This is a genomic window from Massilia timonae CCUG 45783 (assembly GCF_000315425.1).
GTDB lineage: Bacteria > Pseudomonadota > Gammaproteobacteria > Burkholderiales > Burkholderiaceae_D > Telluria > Telluria timonae.
On the sequence record NZ_JH992923.1, the window covers coordinates 781,779 to 797,209 of the forward strand.

Consider the following 15,431-nt stretch of genomic DNA (forward strand, 5'->3'; position numbering starts at 1 on the left):
GCTCAACGGCACTCGAGTCGTTCGGCATCACTCCGCCCGACCGCTTCGTCGCCATCATAGACCAGCTCCGCCGCGGCACCTTCAATATACGAGAGTAGAATTATTGAGCAATTTCTCCGCTTGATCGGCAGCTATTCTCAATGAGCAGCTGTCTGTAATCAGGCAGCGAAATAAAGAGGGTCAGAGTCGAATTATTAGCCAATTGATTTTCAAAAATTGGCAAACAATTCGACACTGACCCTCTTTATTTTTGGCCCGTGCGAGCGCTATCGGCGATGAATATCGTTCTCCATTCTAATTAGTTCTGCGTTTGCAATAAAAATGGCGTTCAATAGGGCGCGAATAATGAGGGTCAGCGTCGATTTATCGAGCAATTTCTTAGATTGCCGATCAGTTCGACATCGATTTCTCAGCTAGACCAGAGATATTGCCCAATAATTAGGGTCCGAGTCGAATTATTGACCAATTGATTTACTGAAGTTGTCAAACAATTTTACTCTGACCCTCATTAGTGCGCTTGTAAGCGCGCGCGGCTCGGCGGTATTGGCTTGTAGAATGGGTGCAGTCTCATTGCCTGGAAATTGCCATGTCGCGTCTCTTGCATTGTGTCGTGCTCGCTTTCTTGTTTGCGTCGTGCCAGGGCGCTTTGGGACAGCAGCGGGCCTTGCTGATCCAGAATGCGCATGTCGTCAGCCTCGATCCGCAGCAGGGCGACCGGCGCGAGGCCGACGTGCTGGTGCGCGATGGGAGGATCGTCGCTGTCGGGCCCGAGCTCGAGGCGGCGGGGCCGAGCGGATCGATGCGCGCGGCATGATCCTGCTGCCGGGACTGGTCGACACCCATAACCACCTGTGGCTGAGCGCGGCGCGCGGGCAGTTTCGCAATACGCCGGACACCGACTATTTCGCGCTCAAGAAGCGACTGGGGCGGCACTACACGCCGGACGACGTTCGCATCGGCACCTATGTCGGCGCCATCGAGACTCTGGCCTCGGGCGTCACGACCACCGTCGATTTCTTCCACAACTTGCGCAGCCCGGCGCACCTCGAGGCGGCCGAACAGGCGTTGCTGCAAAGCGGCATCCGCGCCCGGTTGCTCGCTGGCGCGCATGACGACCTGGGGCCGGCCGAGAGCGTCGACCTCGACCTGCTCGCCGCCGCGGCGGCGCGGGCGCGGCCGGGGCGGGTCACGCTGGGGCTGGGCTGGCGCGGCGTGGGGGAGGGCAAGGCCGACGTGGCCGCGACCGGCCGCCGCGAGATCGCGGCCGCGCGCAAGCTCGGTTTGCCGGTCTCGGTGCATTCCGGCGGCAAGCGCAACGGCGCCCTGGCCGCCAGCGGCCTGTTAGGGGAGGACGTGCAGATCGTGCACGCCACCGGCGCCACGCCCGCCGAGCTGGCGGCATTTCGACAGGCCGGCAGCGCGCTCTCGCTGACGCCGGTCACCGAGCAGCGCGTCGGCTATGGCCTGACCGTCCTCAGCGACTACGCGGCCGTGGGTCGCATCGGCCTGGGCATCGACGGCACGGCGCTGGCGGGCAGCGCCGACCTGTTCGCCAATATGCGCCTGCTTGCGCTCACCGAATCGGGTGCCGCCAAAAAGGAAACGGCGGTCGCGCCGCGCCGCATCCTCGAACTGGCGACCATCGAGGCGGCGCGTTCGATCGGCATGGACGACCAGATCGGTTCGATCACGCCCGGCAAGCGCGCCGACCTGATCCTGCTCGATACCGGCGCCCTGAACATGTCCCTGGCCGCCAATGCCGATCCCTACGCCCTGATCGTGTACTCGGCCACGCCGGCCAACGTCGACACGGTGATCGTCGACGGCGTCGTTCTCAAGCGCGGCGGCCGCCTGCTCGGCGTCGACGTGCCCAGGGTGATGCAAGAGGCGCGCGCCTCGATCGATGCCATCCTCGAACGCGCAGGCGCTGCTTCCAGATAAAGCCTCAATAGGTTTGCGCAGCCGGATTGGCCTGCAACAGCAGGGTGGCGCGCAGGCCCGGATGGTTGTCTTCCAGCGTCAGGCTGCCGCCGTGCAGGCGCGCGACGGCCGAGACCACGCTCAGGCCCAGGCCCACGCCCGGCGTGCCGCGGCTGGCGTCGACCCGGTAGAAGCGCTCGATCACGCGCGTGCGCTCGTGTTCCGGAATACCCGGGCCGTTGTCGGCCACCACCACCGCGACCCGGTCGGCGTCGATGCGGCGTGCGGTGATCGCGATCGCGCCACGCACCGGCGCGTATTTCAATGCGTTGTCGGCCATATTGCCCAGGGCCTGGGCCAGCAGCACCGGGTCGCCCACCACCCGCAAGTCCTCGGGCGCGTCGAAGCCCAGGTCGATGTCCTTCAGCTCGGCCACCGGGCCATAGAACTCGGTGACCTCGGCCCCCAGCGCGGCCAGGTCGACCTCGACGAAACCGCCGCGCCGGCTGCCGCTGTCGATCTCGCTAAGCCTCAGCAGCGCGTTGAAGATGCCCATCACGCGATCGACGTCGTCGATGGCGGCGTCGATCTCGGCGAAGGCTTCTTCGCTCGGCGGACGCGCCACCGACAGTTCCTCGAGCCGCGCGCGCAGCTCCGACAGCGGCGTGCGCAGGTCGTGCGCGATCGCGTTGGAGACGTCCTGCACCCCGGTCACCAGGTGCTCGATCTGGTCCAGCATGCGGTTCACGGTGCGGGTCAGCTGCTGCAGCTCGTCGCCGTCGCGCGGCTCCACCAGGCGGTGCGACAGCTTGCCTTCGATGATCGAGGCCGTGGTCTGGCTGATGCGCTGCACCCGGCCCAGGAGCGCGCGCCGGATCAGGACGCCGCCCAGCGCCGCCCCCACCAGCACCGCCAGCGCGCAGCCCAGCAGGCCATAGGCGAACAGGCGCTCGAGCTGCTGGAAGCGATCGAGGTTGCTGGCCACCAGGAGAGAATAGCCGTCTTCCAGCGTCACCCGCACCAGCTCCACGTTGCGCGGCTTGTCGTCGACCCGGATCGTCACCTGGCACAGGCCGTCGCGCTCGGGCACGCCCTCGGGCCATTCCGGCAGGTTGCCGGCCAGCTTGGCGCCGTCGGGCGCCACGAACAGCATGATCTTGCGCACGCCGTCGTTGACGCCATGGACCTGGCTGTCGATCGCCGCCGCCAGCGCCGGCGGCCCCTGGCGCTCGAACAGATTGCGCAGGTGGCGGGCGTCCGACTTGAGCAGCTGGGTGCGCACCTCGCCGATGTTCTTGTGCCAGGCGAACCACAGCGGCGCGGCGAACATCGCCAGCACCAGCAGGGTGACGACGGCGTAGCCGATCGCGATGGTGCGGGCGGAAAAGCTGGGCAGGCGCAGGTTCAAAGGACGTGTCTCACGGCTGGTCGGTCAGCATGTAGCCGGCGTTGCGCACGGTGCGCAGCAGCGGCGTCGCAAAGCCCGCGTCGATCTTCTGGCGCAGCTTGCTGATATGGACGTCGATGACGTTGGTCTGCGGGTCGAAGTGGTAATCCCACACGTTCTCGAGCAGCATGGTGCGCGTCACCACCTGGTTGGCGTGGCGCAGCAGGTAAGTGAGCAGCTTGAACTCGCGCGGCTGCAGCGCCACCGGGCGGCCGGCGCGCGTGACGCGGTGCGCCAGCATGTCGACCGACAGGTCGCCCAGGCTCATCACGGTTTCCACCGCCTGGCTCTGCGAGCGGCGCAGCAGGGCGTCGAGCCGCGCCAGCAGCTCGCCGAAGGCGAACGGTTTCGTCAGGTAGTCGTCGCCGCCGGCGCGCAGGCCGCGGATGCGGTCGTCCACGCCGTCCAGCGCCGAGAGGATCAGGATCGGCACCCGGTTGCCCTGCTGGCGCAGGGCTTCGATGATGCCGAGGCCATCAATCCCGCCCGGCAGCATGCGGTCCATGACGATCGCGTCGTAGGGCTCGCTGACGGCATGGTACATGCCGTCGCGGCCATTGTCGGCGTGGTCGACCGTATGGCCGGCCTCGGTCAGCCCCTTCTTGACGAAGCGGGCCACGCGTTCATTGTCTTCGACGAGTAACAGTTTCACGGCAGTCTCATTGGGAAGTCGGCATTGTATCCGCTGCCTCGGCCTCGGCCTCGGCCTTCGGCGCGTGCGCCGGCGCGGGCGGCGGCGTGTGGGCCACCGGCGGCTTCGAGCGGCCCGCGACCAGCACGTAGAACAGCGGGATCAGGAAGGTCGCCAGGAAGGTCGCCGTCATCATCCCGCCGATCACGCCGATGCCCAGCGCGTTCTGGCTGCCCGAACCGGCGCCGCTCGAAATCGCCAGCGGCGTCACGCCCAGGATGAAGGCCATCGAGGTCATGATGATCGGGCGCAGACGCACCTTGGACGCTTCCAGCGCCGCCTCCACCAGGCCCATGCCCTGCATCTGCAGCTCGCGCGCGAATTCGACGATCAGGATCGCGTTCTTGGCCGACAGGCCGATGGTGGTCAACAGGCCCACCTGGAAGAACACGTCGTTTTCCATGCCGAAGGCGGTCGCCGCGCCGAGCGCGCCCAGCACGCCGATCGGCACCACCATGATCACCGAGATCGGAATCGCCCAGCTTTCGTACAGCGCCGCCAGGCACAGGAACACGACCAGGATCGACAGCGCGTACAGCAGCGGCGCCTGGGCGCCGGCCTGCGATTCCTGCAGCGAGATGCCGCTCCATTCGTAGCCGATGCCCTGCGGCAACTGGCCCACCAGCTCGGTCATGATGGCCATCGCTTCGCCGGTGCTGTAGCCCGGCGCCGGCTGGCCCTGGATCTCGGCCGACTCGATGCCGTTGTAGCGCGCCATCGCTGGCGAGCCCCAGGTCCAGCGCGCGGTGGCGAAGGACGAGAAGGGCACCATCGCGCCGTCGCCATTCCTCGCGTACAGGTGGCGCAAGTCGTCCGGGTTCATGCGGAACTGGGCGTCGGCCTGGATGTAGACGCGCTTGATGCGGTTGTCGGTGTCCAGGAAGTTGTTGATGTAGCGCGAGCCCCAGGCGGTCGAGAAGATCTGGTCGACCTGGGTCAGGTCGACGCCCAGCGCCGCCGCCTTTTCGCGGTCGATGTCGATCTTGTAGGTGGCGTTGTCGGCCTGGCCCGAGAAGCGCACGCGCTGTAGCCGCTGGTCCTTGGCGGCCAGCTCGAGCAGGCGGTCGCGCGCCTGCCCCAGCGCCTCGTGGCCCAGGCCGCCGCGGTCCTGCAGCTGCAGGTTGAAGCCGGTGGCCGAGCCCAGGCCGCGGATCGACGGCGGTTCGACGGTATTGATCACCGCGCCCTGGAAATTGGCGTAGCGCGCGCTGATGCGGCTGGCCAGCGCCGACACCCCCAGCTCGTCGCCCTTGCGCTCGTCCCATGGCCGCAGGCGCACGAACAGGCGGCCCTGGTTCTGGCCGCGCTGCGGCTGAGAGGCGCCGTTGGTCATGAAGGTGGCCTCGACCACCGCCTTTTCTTCGTTCAGCAGGTACTGGCTGATCTCTTCCAGCACGCGGCCGGTGATTTCCTGGCTGCTGCCGGCCGGGGTCTGCACCTGGACGAACATGAAGCCCTGGTCTTCCTTGGGCAGGAAGCCGCCCGGCAGGCGCAGGAACAGGGCGATCACGATTCCGACCATGACCAGGTACACCACCATCCACAGGGCGCGCCGTTTCAGGATGCGCGATACGCCGCCCAGGTAGCGGTCGCGCGTGTTGTCGAACGAGCGGTTGAACCAGCCGAAGAAGCCCTTCTTTTCATGGTGGTTCGGATCGACCGGCTTGAGCATGGTCGCGCACAGGGCCGGCGTGAGCGTCAGCGCGATGAAGGCCGACAGCAGCATCGAGGCCACCACCGTCAGCGAGAACTCGCGGTAGATCGCGCCCACCGTGCCGCTCGAGAAGGCGACCGGCACGAACACCGCCGACAGCACCAGGGCCACGCCGATCAGCGCGCTGGTGATCTGGCCCATCGCCTTGATGGTCGCTTCCTTCGGCCCCAGGCCGTCCTCGTGCATCACGCGCTCGACGTTCTCGACCACCACGATGGCGTCGTCGACCAGGAGGCCGATCGACAGCACCAGGCCGAACATCGACAGCGTATTCACGGTGAAGCCGAGCGCCGCCATGATGCCGAAGGTGCCGAGCAGCACCACCGGCACCGTGATCGACGGGATCAGGGTGGCGCGGAAGTTTTGCAGGAACAGGTACATGACCAGGAACACCAGCACGATGCCCTCGATCAGGGTATGCACCACGCCGCTGATCGATTCCTCGATGAAGGGGGTGACGTCGTTCGGGTAGACCGTGCGCAGGCCGGGCGGGAAGAACTGGCCCAGCTCTTCCAGGCGCGCACGCACCCGCTCCGCGGTCTCGAGAGCATTCGCGTTCGGCGCCAGCTGGATGCCCAGGCCCGACGCCGACTTGCCGTTCAGGCGCACGTCGACGTTGTAGTTCTCGGGACCCAGCGCGACCCGCGCCACGTCGCCGATGCGCACCGACGAGCCGTCCTGCTGCACCTTGAGCAGGATGCGCTTGAACTCGTCGGGCGTGCGCAGCATGGTGGCCTGGTTGATGGTGGCGCTCAGCATCTGGCCGGGGACGGCCGGCAGGCCGCCCAGCGCGCCGCCCGCGATCTGCACGTTCTGGGCGCGGATGGCGTCGGCCACGTCGAGCGGGGTCAGTTGGTAGCTGGTCAGCTTGACCGGGTCGAGCCAGACGCGCATCGCGTACTGGGTGCCGAACAGGTTCATGCTGCCCACGCCCGGGATGCGGCTGAGCGGATCCTGGATGTTCGAGGCCACGTAGTTGGCGATGTCGAACTTGGTCATGCTGTCGTCGTCCGAGACGAAGGCGGCGACCATCAGGAAGTCCGAGGTCGACTTGGTCACCTGCAGGCCGGACTGCTGCACCTCGCTCGGCAGGCGCGGCACCGCGGTCTGCAGCTTGTTCTGCACCTGCACCTGGGCGATGTCGGGATCGGTGCCGGCGGCGAAGGTCAGGGTGGTGGTCGAGCGGCCGGTGTCGTCGCTGGTCGACTGCATGTAGAGCAGGTTGTCGATCGCCGTCATCTGCTGCTCGATCACCTGGACCACGGTGTTCTGCATGGTGTCGGCCGAGGCGCCGGGGAAGGTGGCCTGGATCTGCACCGACGGCGGCGACACCGGCGGATACTGCTCGACCGGCATCTTGAACAGGGCGATCCCGCCGACCAGCATGATCAACAGGGAAATCACGATCGCGAAGATCGGACGCTGGATGAAGAACTTTGGCATCGTCGCTTATCCCTGGCGCGCTGCGGCCGTGGCAGTGCCGGCGGCGGCGGTGGCCGGCGCCGCCGGCGCCTGGCTGGCGGGCGCCGACGGCGCGCCGATCCTGACCACGGTGCCGGAACGCAGCTTCTGGGTGCCGCTGACCACCACGCGTTCGCCTTCCTTCAGGCCTTCGTCGATCAGCCAGTAGCCGTCGACCAGGGCGCCGGTGCGCACGGTGCGCAGCTGGGCCTTGTTCTCGCGGTCCACGATCATGACGGTCGCGGTGCCCTGCGGGGTGCGCGAGACGGCCGGCGCCGGCACCCGCATCACCGACTGGCGCACGCCCTGGCTGACGCTGGCGCGCACGAACATGCCGGGCAGCAGCAGCTTGTCGGGATTCGGGAAGCGCGCGCGCAGGGTGACCGCGCCGGTGGCCTGGTCGACCGTCACGCCGGAAAACTCGAGCGTGCCGCTGCGAGCGTAGGTGCTGCCGTCCTCCAGGGTCAGGCTGACCCTGGCGGCGTTGGCGCCGTCCATGCGCACCCGCCCGGCGGCGATCTCGCGCCGCAGCAGCAGGCCGTCGACGCTCGATTGCTGCAGGTCGACGTACATCGGGTCGATCTGCTGGATGGTGGTCATCAGGGTGGCGGCGCTGCCCTGGACGTAAGCGCCTTGCGTCACCGCCGATACGCTGCTGCGGCCGGTGATCGGCGCGCTGACGCTGGTGTAACCCAGGTTGATGCGGGCGCTCTCGACGGCGGCTTTGGCGGCGGCGACGTCGGCCGCGGCTTCGAGCTGGGCGGCTTCCGCGTTTTCGAATTCCTGCTTGCTGACAGCGTTTTCCTTCACCAGCACCTGGTTGCGCTTGAGCTGGGAGGTATTGCTGGCCAGGGTGGCCTGGGCCCGCTGCAGCTCGGCCTCGGCGCTGGCCAGCGCGGCGCGGTAGGGCGCCGGATCGATCAGGTACAGCGGCTCGCCCGACTTGACGTCGGCCCCTTCCCTGAAGCGGCGCTCCTGCACGATGCCGTCGACCCGGGCCCGGACCTCGGCCAGCAGGAAGGGCGCGGTGCGACCCGGCAGGGCGATGTTGAGCGCCACGTTGGACGTGTTCATCGTCAGGACGGCCACCTCCGGAACGGCGGGCGCGACGGGTTTCGGGTCTTTGGCGCAGGCGGACAGCAGCAGCGCCGCCAGCGCGGCGGCGCCAAGGGCCGGCTGGCGCCGGCGCGAGGAAGTGGTCGAGGGCATGTGGTTGGATCCGGATTGCAAGGTTGAGAGCGATATTTTCCCAACCTTCGATCATGCCCGGCGCAGGCTTAAGACGGGGTGTGCGAATGATTAATTTTAGTTAATGTGCCTTCCCGTGTGCCAGAATGGCCATGGATGAGCGATAGATTTTCTTGTCGCGCCGCTAACGGCTGAGCGATAGCAATTTACCGCACGACCTGCGGCGCGTCCTGCACGCTCGCGCCGCAGTAGGGAGGGGAGTATCTTGCCTGCGTGGTCCGGCATGGGGGAGTATCCAGCTTAGTGGCCCACGGTTTCGCCGCGCGCGAAGGCCAGCAGGTCGGCATTGACCCGGTCCTTGTGCGTCTCGGTCAAGCCGTGCGGCGCGCCGGCATAGGCGATGAAGGTCGCGTGCGGCACCAGCCGCGCCGAAGCCCGGCCGCCGACGTCGATCGGGACCACCTGGTCGTCGTCGCCGTGGATGATCAGCGTCGGCTTGTCGAATTTCCTGAGGTCGTCGCGGAAGTCGGTCTCGGAAAACGCCGCGATCGAATCGTAGGTATTCTTGTGCCCGCCCAGCATTCCCTGCAGGAACCACGACTGGATCAATCCCGGCGATGGCGTCGCGCCCGTCCGGTTGAAGCCATAGAAGGGGCCGGACGGGATGTCGAGGTAGAGCTGGGCGCGGTTCTCGAGCTGGCCGGCGCGGATGGCGTCGAACACCTCGCGCGGCACGCCGTCGGGGTTGTCGGGGCGCTGCACCATCAGCGGCGGCACGGCGCCGATCAGGGCCAGCCGGGCGATGCGGCCGGTGCCATGGCGGCCGACGTAGCGCGCCACCTCGCCGCCGCCGGTCGAAAAGCCGACCAGGCAGACGTCATTGAGGTCGAGCAATTCGAGCAACTGGGCCAGGTCGTCGGCGTAATGGTCCATATCGTTGCCGTCCCACGGCTGGCTCGAGCGCATGTGTCCGCGCCGGTCGTGTGCGATCGTACGGAAGCCGTTGTGCGACAGGTGCAGCATCTGCGCTTCCCAGCTGTCGGCGCCCAGCGGCCAGCCGTGGCAGAACACGACCGGCCGGCCGCGGCCCCAATCCTTGTAATAGATGTCGACGCCGTCGCGGGTGGTGAAGGTGGCCATCGTGTGTCCTTTCGGCATGGTGAGTGGGAGCGCCGGGACCATGGGTGAAATCGCCGGCAACACCGATTGTTCCGTATTGTCCAGCGAGCGGTGTCGACCGGATCAAGTCGGGGCCATGCAGCGACCCGCAGCAGGTGCGGCGATCGTGCACCGGGATGACACATGAAATCCTGGTCAATCCCGGGCTGCTACCGAAAGAAATTGCGGGTCAAAACCAGTGTTGCCGGTGAGCTAGCACTTCTGACAAGCTAGAATGTCAATAAACTGATCCGGCCGTGGCGAACAGGCCACGGAAGATATTGAACAGGGCCTGTCACGAGTTCTCGTAGAGCAACTATTCACGTAAAATCGACCGGTTACATATCCCATACAAGTTCTCGTTGATGCGTATGCCAATTGTCCGGAATCTGCCGCGCACCCTGCTTCCCCGCGGACTGGCAGGCTACATGGCGCTCGCAACCTCGGTTCTGTGCGCCGTCCTCACCATCATCCTGGTCGCCCTGGTCCAGAACCAGGCGCGCGACCATGTGCGCGAAAGCATCGGCTTCGGCCTGGGCGAGCTGGCCCAGCAGGCCGCGGACAAGCTCGACCGCGGCATGTATGAGCGCTACCGCGAGGTCAAGCTGCTGGCGCGGCGCATCGCCGACCTGGGGCCGCATGCGACGCTGGAATCGCAGCGCCGCATGCTCGACGACGCCCATCGCAGCTATGGCTATTACAGCTGGCTGGGGATCGCCACCGTGGACGGCCGGGTGCAAGTGGCCGCGCGCGGATTGCTCGAGGGCGCCAATGTGGCGGCGCGGCCGTGGTTCGCCAACGCGCTGGCCGGCACCCACATCGGCGACGTGCACGAGGCGCTGCTGCTCGCCAAGCTATTGCCTTCAGTGAATGGCGAGCCGCAGCGCTTTGTCGACGTCGCGTTTCCGATCGAGGCTCCCGATGGGCAGCCGCGCGCGGTGCTGGGGGCCCACCTGTCATGGCAGTGGGCGCACGACGTCGAACGCTCGGTGATCGAGCCGATCCAGGCCGGGCGTCGGGTGGACGCCCTGATCGTCGATACCAAGGGCCTGGTGCTGCTGGGCCCGCCCGGCCTGCAGGGCACGACCATCGACACCGCCAGCCTGCGCCGCGCGCGCGCCGAGCGCGGCATCGGCTACGTGCTGGAGCGCTGGTCGGATGACAGGGAATACCTGGTCGGCTACAGCCAGACCGACGGCTATGCCGACTATCCCGGCCTGGGCTGGACGGTGCTGCTGCGCCAGGAGGCGGGCAATGCCTATGCGCCGGTGCACCGGCTCGGCCAGTACGCGTTGTGGACCGGGGTGGGGCTGGCGGTGCTGTTCTCGACCGCCGGCGCGCTGGTGGCGAACTGGATCACCCATCCGATCAAGAACCTGCAGGCCTATGCCGACCGCATCCGCCGCGGCGGCGCCGCGCCCCTAGTGCCCGACGAGCGTTCGTATGACGAGGTGCGCAGCCTGTCGAGCGCGCTGAACACGCTGCTGGCCGACCTGGTGCGGCGCGGGCGCGAGCTGGAAGAACTCAACCACACGCTGGAACAGCGGGTGACCGAGCGCACCCAGGAGCTGGCGAGTGCCCTCGCCATCGTTCAGCAGAACGCGCAGCACATCAACACCATCATCGAGACTGCCCACGACGCCTTCATCGGCATGGACCTGGACGGCGTCGTCACCGACTGGAATACCCAGGCCGAGCGCATGTTCGGCTGGCGCCGCCACGAGGCGATCGGGCGTCCGCTGGCCGAACTGGTGCTGCCGCAGCGCTACCACGACTCGCTGCGGCGCGCCATCGTCGAGTTCCGCACCACCGGCCACACAGGCGCCCTGAACCGGCGCGTCGAGCGCACCGTGCGCACGCGCCAGGGCGAGGAATTCGCGATCGAGATGACGGCCGGCATCGCCGGCATCGGCGAGCGCAGCTTCTTCAGCATCTTCCTGCACGATGTCTCGCTCAGGAAGCGCGTCGATCAGATGAAGAACGAGCTGGTGGCCACCGTCTCGCACGAGCTGCGCACGCCGCTGACCTCGATGCGCGCCTCGCTTTCGCTGCTCAAGAGCGGCGCGGCCGGGACGATCGATGGCGAGATCCAGGAACTGGTCGAGATCGCGCACCGCCACTGCGAACGCCTGGTGCGTCTGGTGAGCGATATGCTGGACGTGGAAAAGATCGAATCGGGCCGCCTGTCGGCCGTGCCCAGGCCCCAGCCTCTGATGCCGATCGTGGAAGACGCGCTCGGCGCGATGCGGGTCCAGGCCCAGGATGCCGGGGTCGAACTGCGCAGCCGCTGCGAAGCGGGCCTGGAGCGGCAGCCGGCCGAGGTCGACCGCGACCGCATCACCCAGGTGCTGATGAACCTGCTGTCGAACGCGCTCAAGTATTCGCCGCCCCAGGGCGCGGTGGAGGTCACGCTGGCGCGCAGCAGCCGCGGCCTGCGCATCAGCGTGGCCGATCGCGGGCCGGGCATCCCGCCGGAATTTCGCGCGCGCATCTTCCAGCGCTTCGCCCAGGCCGATCCGGGCTCGGACCGCAAGACCAGTTCAGGGCTCGGCTTGGCGATCAGCCGCCAGATCATGGTCGAGCATGGCGGCGAACTGTCGTTCGAGGACCGCGCGGGCGGCGGCACGTGCTTCCACGTCGACCTGCCCTCGAGGGTGTCGGAGCGCGCGCTCGCGGCCTGAAGGCCGTGTCAGGCGCCGGCGTCGGCCGTCCACACGGCCAGCTCGTAGCCGTCCGGATCGATGAAATGGAAGCGCCGTCCGCCGGGGAACGAGAAAATGTCCTTGCTGATGCGGGCGCCGGCGTCGACGACCCGGCGTTGGGTCGCTTCCAGGTCGTTCGAGTGCAGGATCACCAGCGGGCCGCCCGCGCGCACCGGCCCGTCGGTCGTGAAGCCGCCGGCCAGGCGGCCGTCGCGGAACTCGGTATAGCCGGGGCCATAGTCGACGAAGGACCAGCCGAACACCTCGCCATAGAAGGCCTTGCTGCGGGTGATGTCGGCGACGTTGAATTCGATGTTGTCGATCTGGTGGTGGTTGCCTTGGTTGCCCACGATGCGTCTCCCTGAAAGTATTGGAGCCGTCGACCCTACGCGAGCAGGCCGGCGGCAGCCTCCACCAGCGCCTCCGGACTGAAGGGCTTGACCATGTAGTAGTCCGCCCCCGCGGCCAGGCCGGCCGCCACGTCGCTCTGCTGGCCGCAGGCCGACAGCAGCATGATCTTCATGCCGGCGGTCGCAGGCGCGTCCTTCAGCTTGCGGCACAGTTCCAGGCCGCTGATGCCTTCGCCCAGCCAGACGTCCAGGATCAGGAGGTCGGGCACGCAGCGCGCCAGCTCGGCCAGCGCGGCCTCGGCGCTGGACGCCTGGCTCACCTCGCCCAGCGCGCGCAGGGTCAGGCGGATCAACAGGCGCAGGTCGGGCTGGTCGTCGACGACGAGGATGCGGCGCGTCATCGAGCGGCCTCCGGGTCGGCGGGCACGCCGTCCCGCGGCAGCCAGACGGTCACGCGGGTGCCGTCCCCGGGGTTCGAGGCGATTTCCACCAGGCCGCAGTGGACCGCCACGATCTCGCGCACGATGGTCATCCCCAGGCCGTTGCCCGGCACGTCGGGCAGGGCGCCGGCGCGCCAGAAGGCGTCGTACACCTGGGTTCGCTGTTCAGGCGTCATGCCGACGCCGCGGTCGCTGACGGTCACGGCGGCGCCCGGGCGGCCGTCGCGCGCCTGGGGCCCGATGCCGATCTCGACCTGGCTGTCGGGCGCCGAATAGGCCAGGGCATTGGCCACGATATTGGCCAGCGCCTGCTGCACGCGCTGCGGGTCGGCCACGATCGGCGCCAGGTCCGGCGCCGCCCGCAGGACGATGCGGCGGGCCTGCGCCGCATCCTCGATCCCGGCTTTCACTTGCTCCAGCACCTGGGCCAGGTCGAGCGGCCCCGGGTGCATCTGGTCCGAGCCGCCCGAATCGATGCGCGCCAGGTCGAGCATCTGGTTGACCAGGCCGATCAGGCGCGTGGCCTGGCGGTGGATGATGTCGATCAGCTCGCGGCCGGTGGCGGCGTCGAAGTCGCGCTTGAGCAGCAATTCCGAAAAGCCCAGGATGCTGGCCATCGGCGTGCGCAGCTCGTGGCTGGCGGTGCGGAAGTACTCGTAGCGGCGCCGGTTGGCCTCGCGCACGCGCTCCTGCTCGGCGCGGTGCCAGGCGACGTCGCGCACCGTGGCTACCAGGTAACCCTGGCCGTCGAGCGTCATCTCGGCGATCGAGACCTCGGCCGCGAAGATGCTGCCGTCCGGGCGCCGGCCATTGCCTTCATGCCGCGCCACCGGCTTGGGCTGGATGCCGATCAGGGTGCTGGGCGGCACCCCGGCCAGCACTTTGCAAGGCGCGCCGAACATGCGTTCGGCGGCCGGGTTGCACGACTGGATCGTGCCGGCCGCGTCGAACAGCAGCACGCCGTCCGGCAGGTGTTCGAGCAGGGCGCGCACGGTCTGGGCATTGCGCCGTTCGCGCTCGGCCACGGCCTTCAGTTCGAGGGCGGCGACTTCATTGGCGACGATGCCGGCCAGGTCGCGCAGCAGGGTGCGTTCGTCGGGGCCGAATTCGCGCGGCACGCGGTCGATGATGCACAGGGTGCCGATGCGCGTGCCGTCGCCGATGTCGATCGGCGAGCCGGCATAGAAGCGCACCGCGCTCTCTCCCCGCACCAGCGCGCTGTCGGCGAAGCGCGCGTCCTTGCAGGCATCGGCCACCACCATCACGTCGTCCTGCAGGATGGCGTGGGCGCAGAACGAGGCCGCGCGCGGCGTCTGCTCCAGCGCCATGCCCACGCGCGACTTGAACCACTGGCGCTCGGCGTCGATCAGGCTGACCAGCGCGGTCGGCACGCCGAACAGGCGCGCGGCCAGCCGCGTGATGCGGTCGAAGCGCTCGTCGGGCGGCGAGTCGAGCAGGTCCAGGTCGATCAAGACCTGCAGGCGGCGCGCCTCGTCGGCGGGCGGGGAAGCGGGAAGGTGGGGCGTCTCGTTCATTTTCTTGAGCTTGCGGTGGCGGGTGCGACCGGGTTCAGGGTGTCGCCGGCAGCCGCGCGGTGACCGCGGCGCGCAGGGCCGCGAGCGGGGCCGGCTTGGTCAGGAATGCGACGTCCTCGGGCAGGCCCAGGGCCAGCACCGCCGGCTTGTCCATGCCGCTGACGACCACCAGCGGCAGGCTGGCGGTGGCTGGATTGCCGCGCAGGGAGCGGATCATGCCGAAGCCGTCCAGGCCCGGCATGTGCAGGTCGCTCACCAGCACGTCGGGCCGCGCTTCGCCGATCCGCACCAGCGCCTCGATGCCGTTGCTGGCCTTGCGCACCGCGAGGCCCAGGCCCCAGGTCGAGATCTCCAGCTCATACAGGCGCAGCAGCATGGCGTCGTCGTCGACGATCAGGACGCTGCGCACGGCGCCGCCGGATGCGCCGTCCAGCACGATCGGACGCGGAATTGGCGCAGATCGCGGCGCAGATCGCGGCGCAGGCCGGGGCCCTGCGCTCGCGCCGCTCAGGGCGGCCCGCCGTTCGTCGAGCAGGCGTGCGACCGAGTCGAGCGCGATGCGGCGGTGGCCGCCCGCCGTCTTCCAGGCCTGCAAGGTGCCGTTCTCGACCCACATCTGCACCGTGCGGTGCGATACGCCGATCCGCTCGGCGGCCTGCCTGGTGGTGCAGTAGGCGGCCCGGTCGAATGAACGTCCTTCGGTAACTCGTTGATCGGCGGTTTTCATATTTACTGATTTTATCGTTTCACATTTGCCTGTCAAGGACAAAGCACGGGCCGGCCGAATTACCGCTGAGCAAACCGAGGAAGGATGGGGCAGGTGTG

At 67.9% G+C, this 15,431-nt stretch carries 12 protein-coding genes; 3 read left to right on the plus strand and 9 right to left on the minus strand.

The window, feature by feature from the left end; genetic code table 11:
• The first annotated feature begins 586 nt into the window (after positions 1-586).
• Positions 587-814, plus strand: a complete 228-nt coding sequence (locus tag HMPREF9710_RS26590) for a hypothetical protein (RefSeq protein WP_005667154.1) — start codon at positions 587-589, stop codon at positions 812-814.
• Positions 811-1,941 carry an amidohydrolase family protein gene (locus HMPREF9710_RS13450; RefSeq protein WP_005667155.1) on the plus strand — a complete coding sequence of 377 codons (1,131 nt, stop codon included), beginning with the start codon at positions 811-813 and terminating at the stop codon, positions 1,939-1,941. Before HMPREF9710_RS26590 ends, HMPREF9710_RS13450 begins: the two co-directional genes overlap by 4 nt.
• Positions 1,942-1,945: 4 nt before the next feature.
• On the opposite strand, the gene HMPREF9710_RS13455 is transcribed toward HMPREF9710_RS13450, so the two are convergent.
• The 5 genes from HMPREF9710_RS13455 to HMPREF9710_RS13475 form a co-directional block, all read right to left on the minus strand.
• Entirely contained in the window at positions 1,946-3,328 is a 1,383-nt protein-coding gene (locus HMPREF9710_RS13455) for a sensor histidine kinase (RefSeq protein ID WP_005667156.1), read from the minus strand.
• A gap of 10 nt (positions 3,329-3,338) precedes the next feature.
• Positions 3,339-4,019 carry a response regulator transcription factor gene (locus HMPREF9710_RS13460; RefSeq protein ID WP_005667157.1) on the minus strand — a complete coding sequence of 227 codons (681 nt, stop codon included), beginning with the start codon at positions 4,017-4,019 and terminating at the stop codon, positions 3,339-3,341.
• A 7-nt stretch (positions 4,020-4,026) separates the two neighbouring features.
• Positions 4,027-7,215 (minus strand): efflux RND transporter permease subunit, encoded by a 3,189-nt coding sequence (locus tag HMPREF9710_RS13465; protein WP_005667159.1) that lies wholly within the window; start codon positions 7,213-7,215, stop codon positions 4,027-4,029.
• A 6-nt stretch (positions 7,216-7,221) separates the two neighbouring features.
• The gene (locus HMPREF9710_RS13470; protein ID WP_005667161.1) at positions 7,222-8,442 is read right to left on the minus strand and encodes an efflux RND transporter periplasmic adaptor subunit; all 1,221 of its coding nucleotides are present in this window, start codon (positions 8,440-8,442) and stop codon (positions 7,222-7,224) included.
• A gap of 279 nt (positions 8,443-8,721) precedes the next feature.
• Positions 8,722-9,603, minus strand: coding sequence for an alpha/beta fold hydrolase (locus tag HMPREF9710_RS13475; RefSeq protein WP_229409793.1), 882 nt, complete (start codon positions 9,601-9,603; stop codon positions 8,722-8,724).
• A gap of 404 nt (positions 9,604-10,007) precedes the next feature.
• On the opposite strand from HMPREF9710_RS13475, the gene HMPREF9710_RS13480 reads away from it, so the two are divergent.
• Complete coding sequence (locus HMPREF9710_RS13480) at positions 10,008-12,260, plus strand: sensor histidine kinase (protein ID WP_229409794.1); 2,253 nt, start codon at positions 10,008-10,010, stop codon at positions 12,258-12,260.
• An 8-nt stretch (positions 12,261-12,268) separates the two neighbouring features.
• On the opposite strand, the gene HMPREF9710_RS13485 is transcribed toward HMPREF9710_RS13480, so the two are convergent.
• From HMPREF9710_RS13485 to HMPREF9710_RS13500, 4 genes are read right to left on the minus strand one after another with little or no spacing between them, the layout of a single operon-like run.
• On the minus strand, positions 12,269-12,631 hold the full coding sequence (locus HMPREF9710_RS13485; RefSeq protein WP_005667164.1) for a VOC family protein: 363 nt from the start codon (positions 12,629-12,631) through the stop codon (positions 12,269-12,271).
• A gap of 35 nt (positions 12,632-12,666) precedes the next feature.
• Positions 12,667-13,032: a response regulator transcription factor gene (locus HMPREF9710_RS13490; protein ID WP_005667165.1), complete on the minus strand. Its 366-nt coding sequence runs from the start codon at positions 13,030-13,032 to the stop codon at positions 12,667-12,669.
• Entirely contained in the window at positions 13,029-14,606 is a 1,578-nt protein-coding gene (locus HMPREF9710_RS13495) for a sensor histidine kinase (RefSeq protein ID WP_005667166.1), read from the minus strand. Before HMPREF9710_RS13495 ends, HMPREF9710_RS13490 begins: the two co-directional genes overlap by 4 nt.
• Positions 14,607-14,640: 34 nt before the next feature.
• The gene (locus HMPREF9710_RS13500; protein WP_005667167.1) at positions 14,641-15,333 is read right to left on the minus strand and encodes a response regulator; all 693 of its coding nucleotides are present in this window, start codon (positions 15,331-15,333) and stop codon (positions 14,641-14,643) included.
• Positions 15,334-15,431: the final 98 nt, after the last annotated feature.

Coding starts and splice junctions, on each gene's coding strand:
- HMPREF9710_RS13470 (WP_005667161.1), bottom strand. CDS start 8,442: ATGCCCTCGACCACTTCCTCGCGCCGGCGCCAGCCGGCCCTTGGCGCC.
- HMPREF9710_RS13500 (WP_005667167.1), bottom strand. CDS start 15,333: ATGAAAACCGCCGATCAACGAGTTACCGAAGGACGTTCATTCGACCGG.
- HMPREF9710_RS13450 (WP_005667155.1), top strand. CDS start 811: ATGATCCTGCTGCCGGGACTGGTCGACACCCATAACCACCTGTGGCTG.
- HMPREF9710_RS13465 (WP_005667159.1), bottom strand. CDS start 7,215: ATGCCAAAGTTCTTCATCCAGCGTCCGATCTTCGCGATCGTGATTTCC.
- HMPREF9710_RS13495 (WP_005667166.1), bottom strand. CDS start 14,606: ATGAACGAGACGCCCCACCTTCCCGCTTCCCCGCCCGCCGACGAGGCG.
- HMPREF9710_RS13480 (WP_229409794.1), top strand. CDS start 10,008: ATGGCGCTCGCAACCTCGGTTCTGTGCGCCGTCCTCACCATCATCCTG.
- HMPREF9710_RS13490 (WP_005667165.1), bottom strand. CDS start 13,032: ATGACGCGCCGCATCCTCGTCGTCGACGACCAGCCCGACCTGCGCCTG.
- HMPREF9710_RS13475 (WP_229409793.1), bottom strand. CDS start 9,603: ATGGTCCCGGCGCTCCCACTCACCATGCCGAAAGGACACACGATGGCC.
- HMPREF9710_RS26590 (WP_005667154.1), top strand. CDS start 587: ATGTCGCGTCTCTTGCATTGTGTCGTGCTCGCTTTCTTGTTTGCGTCG.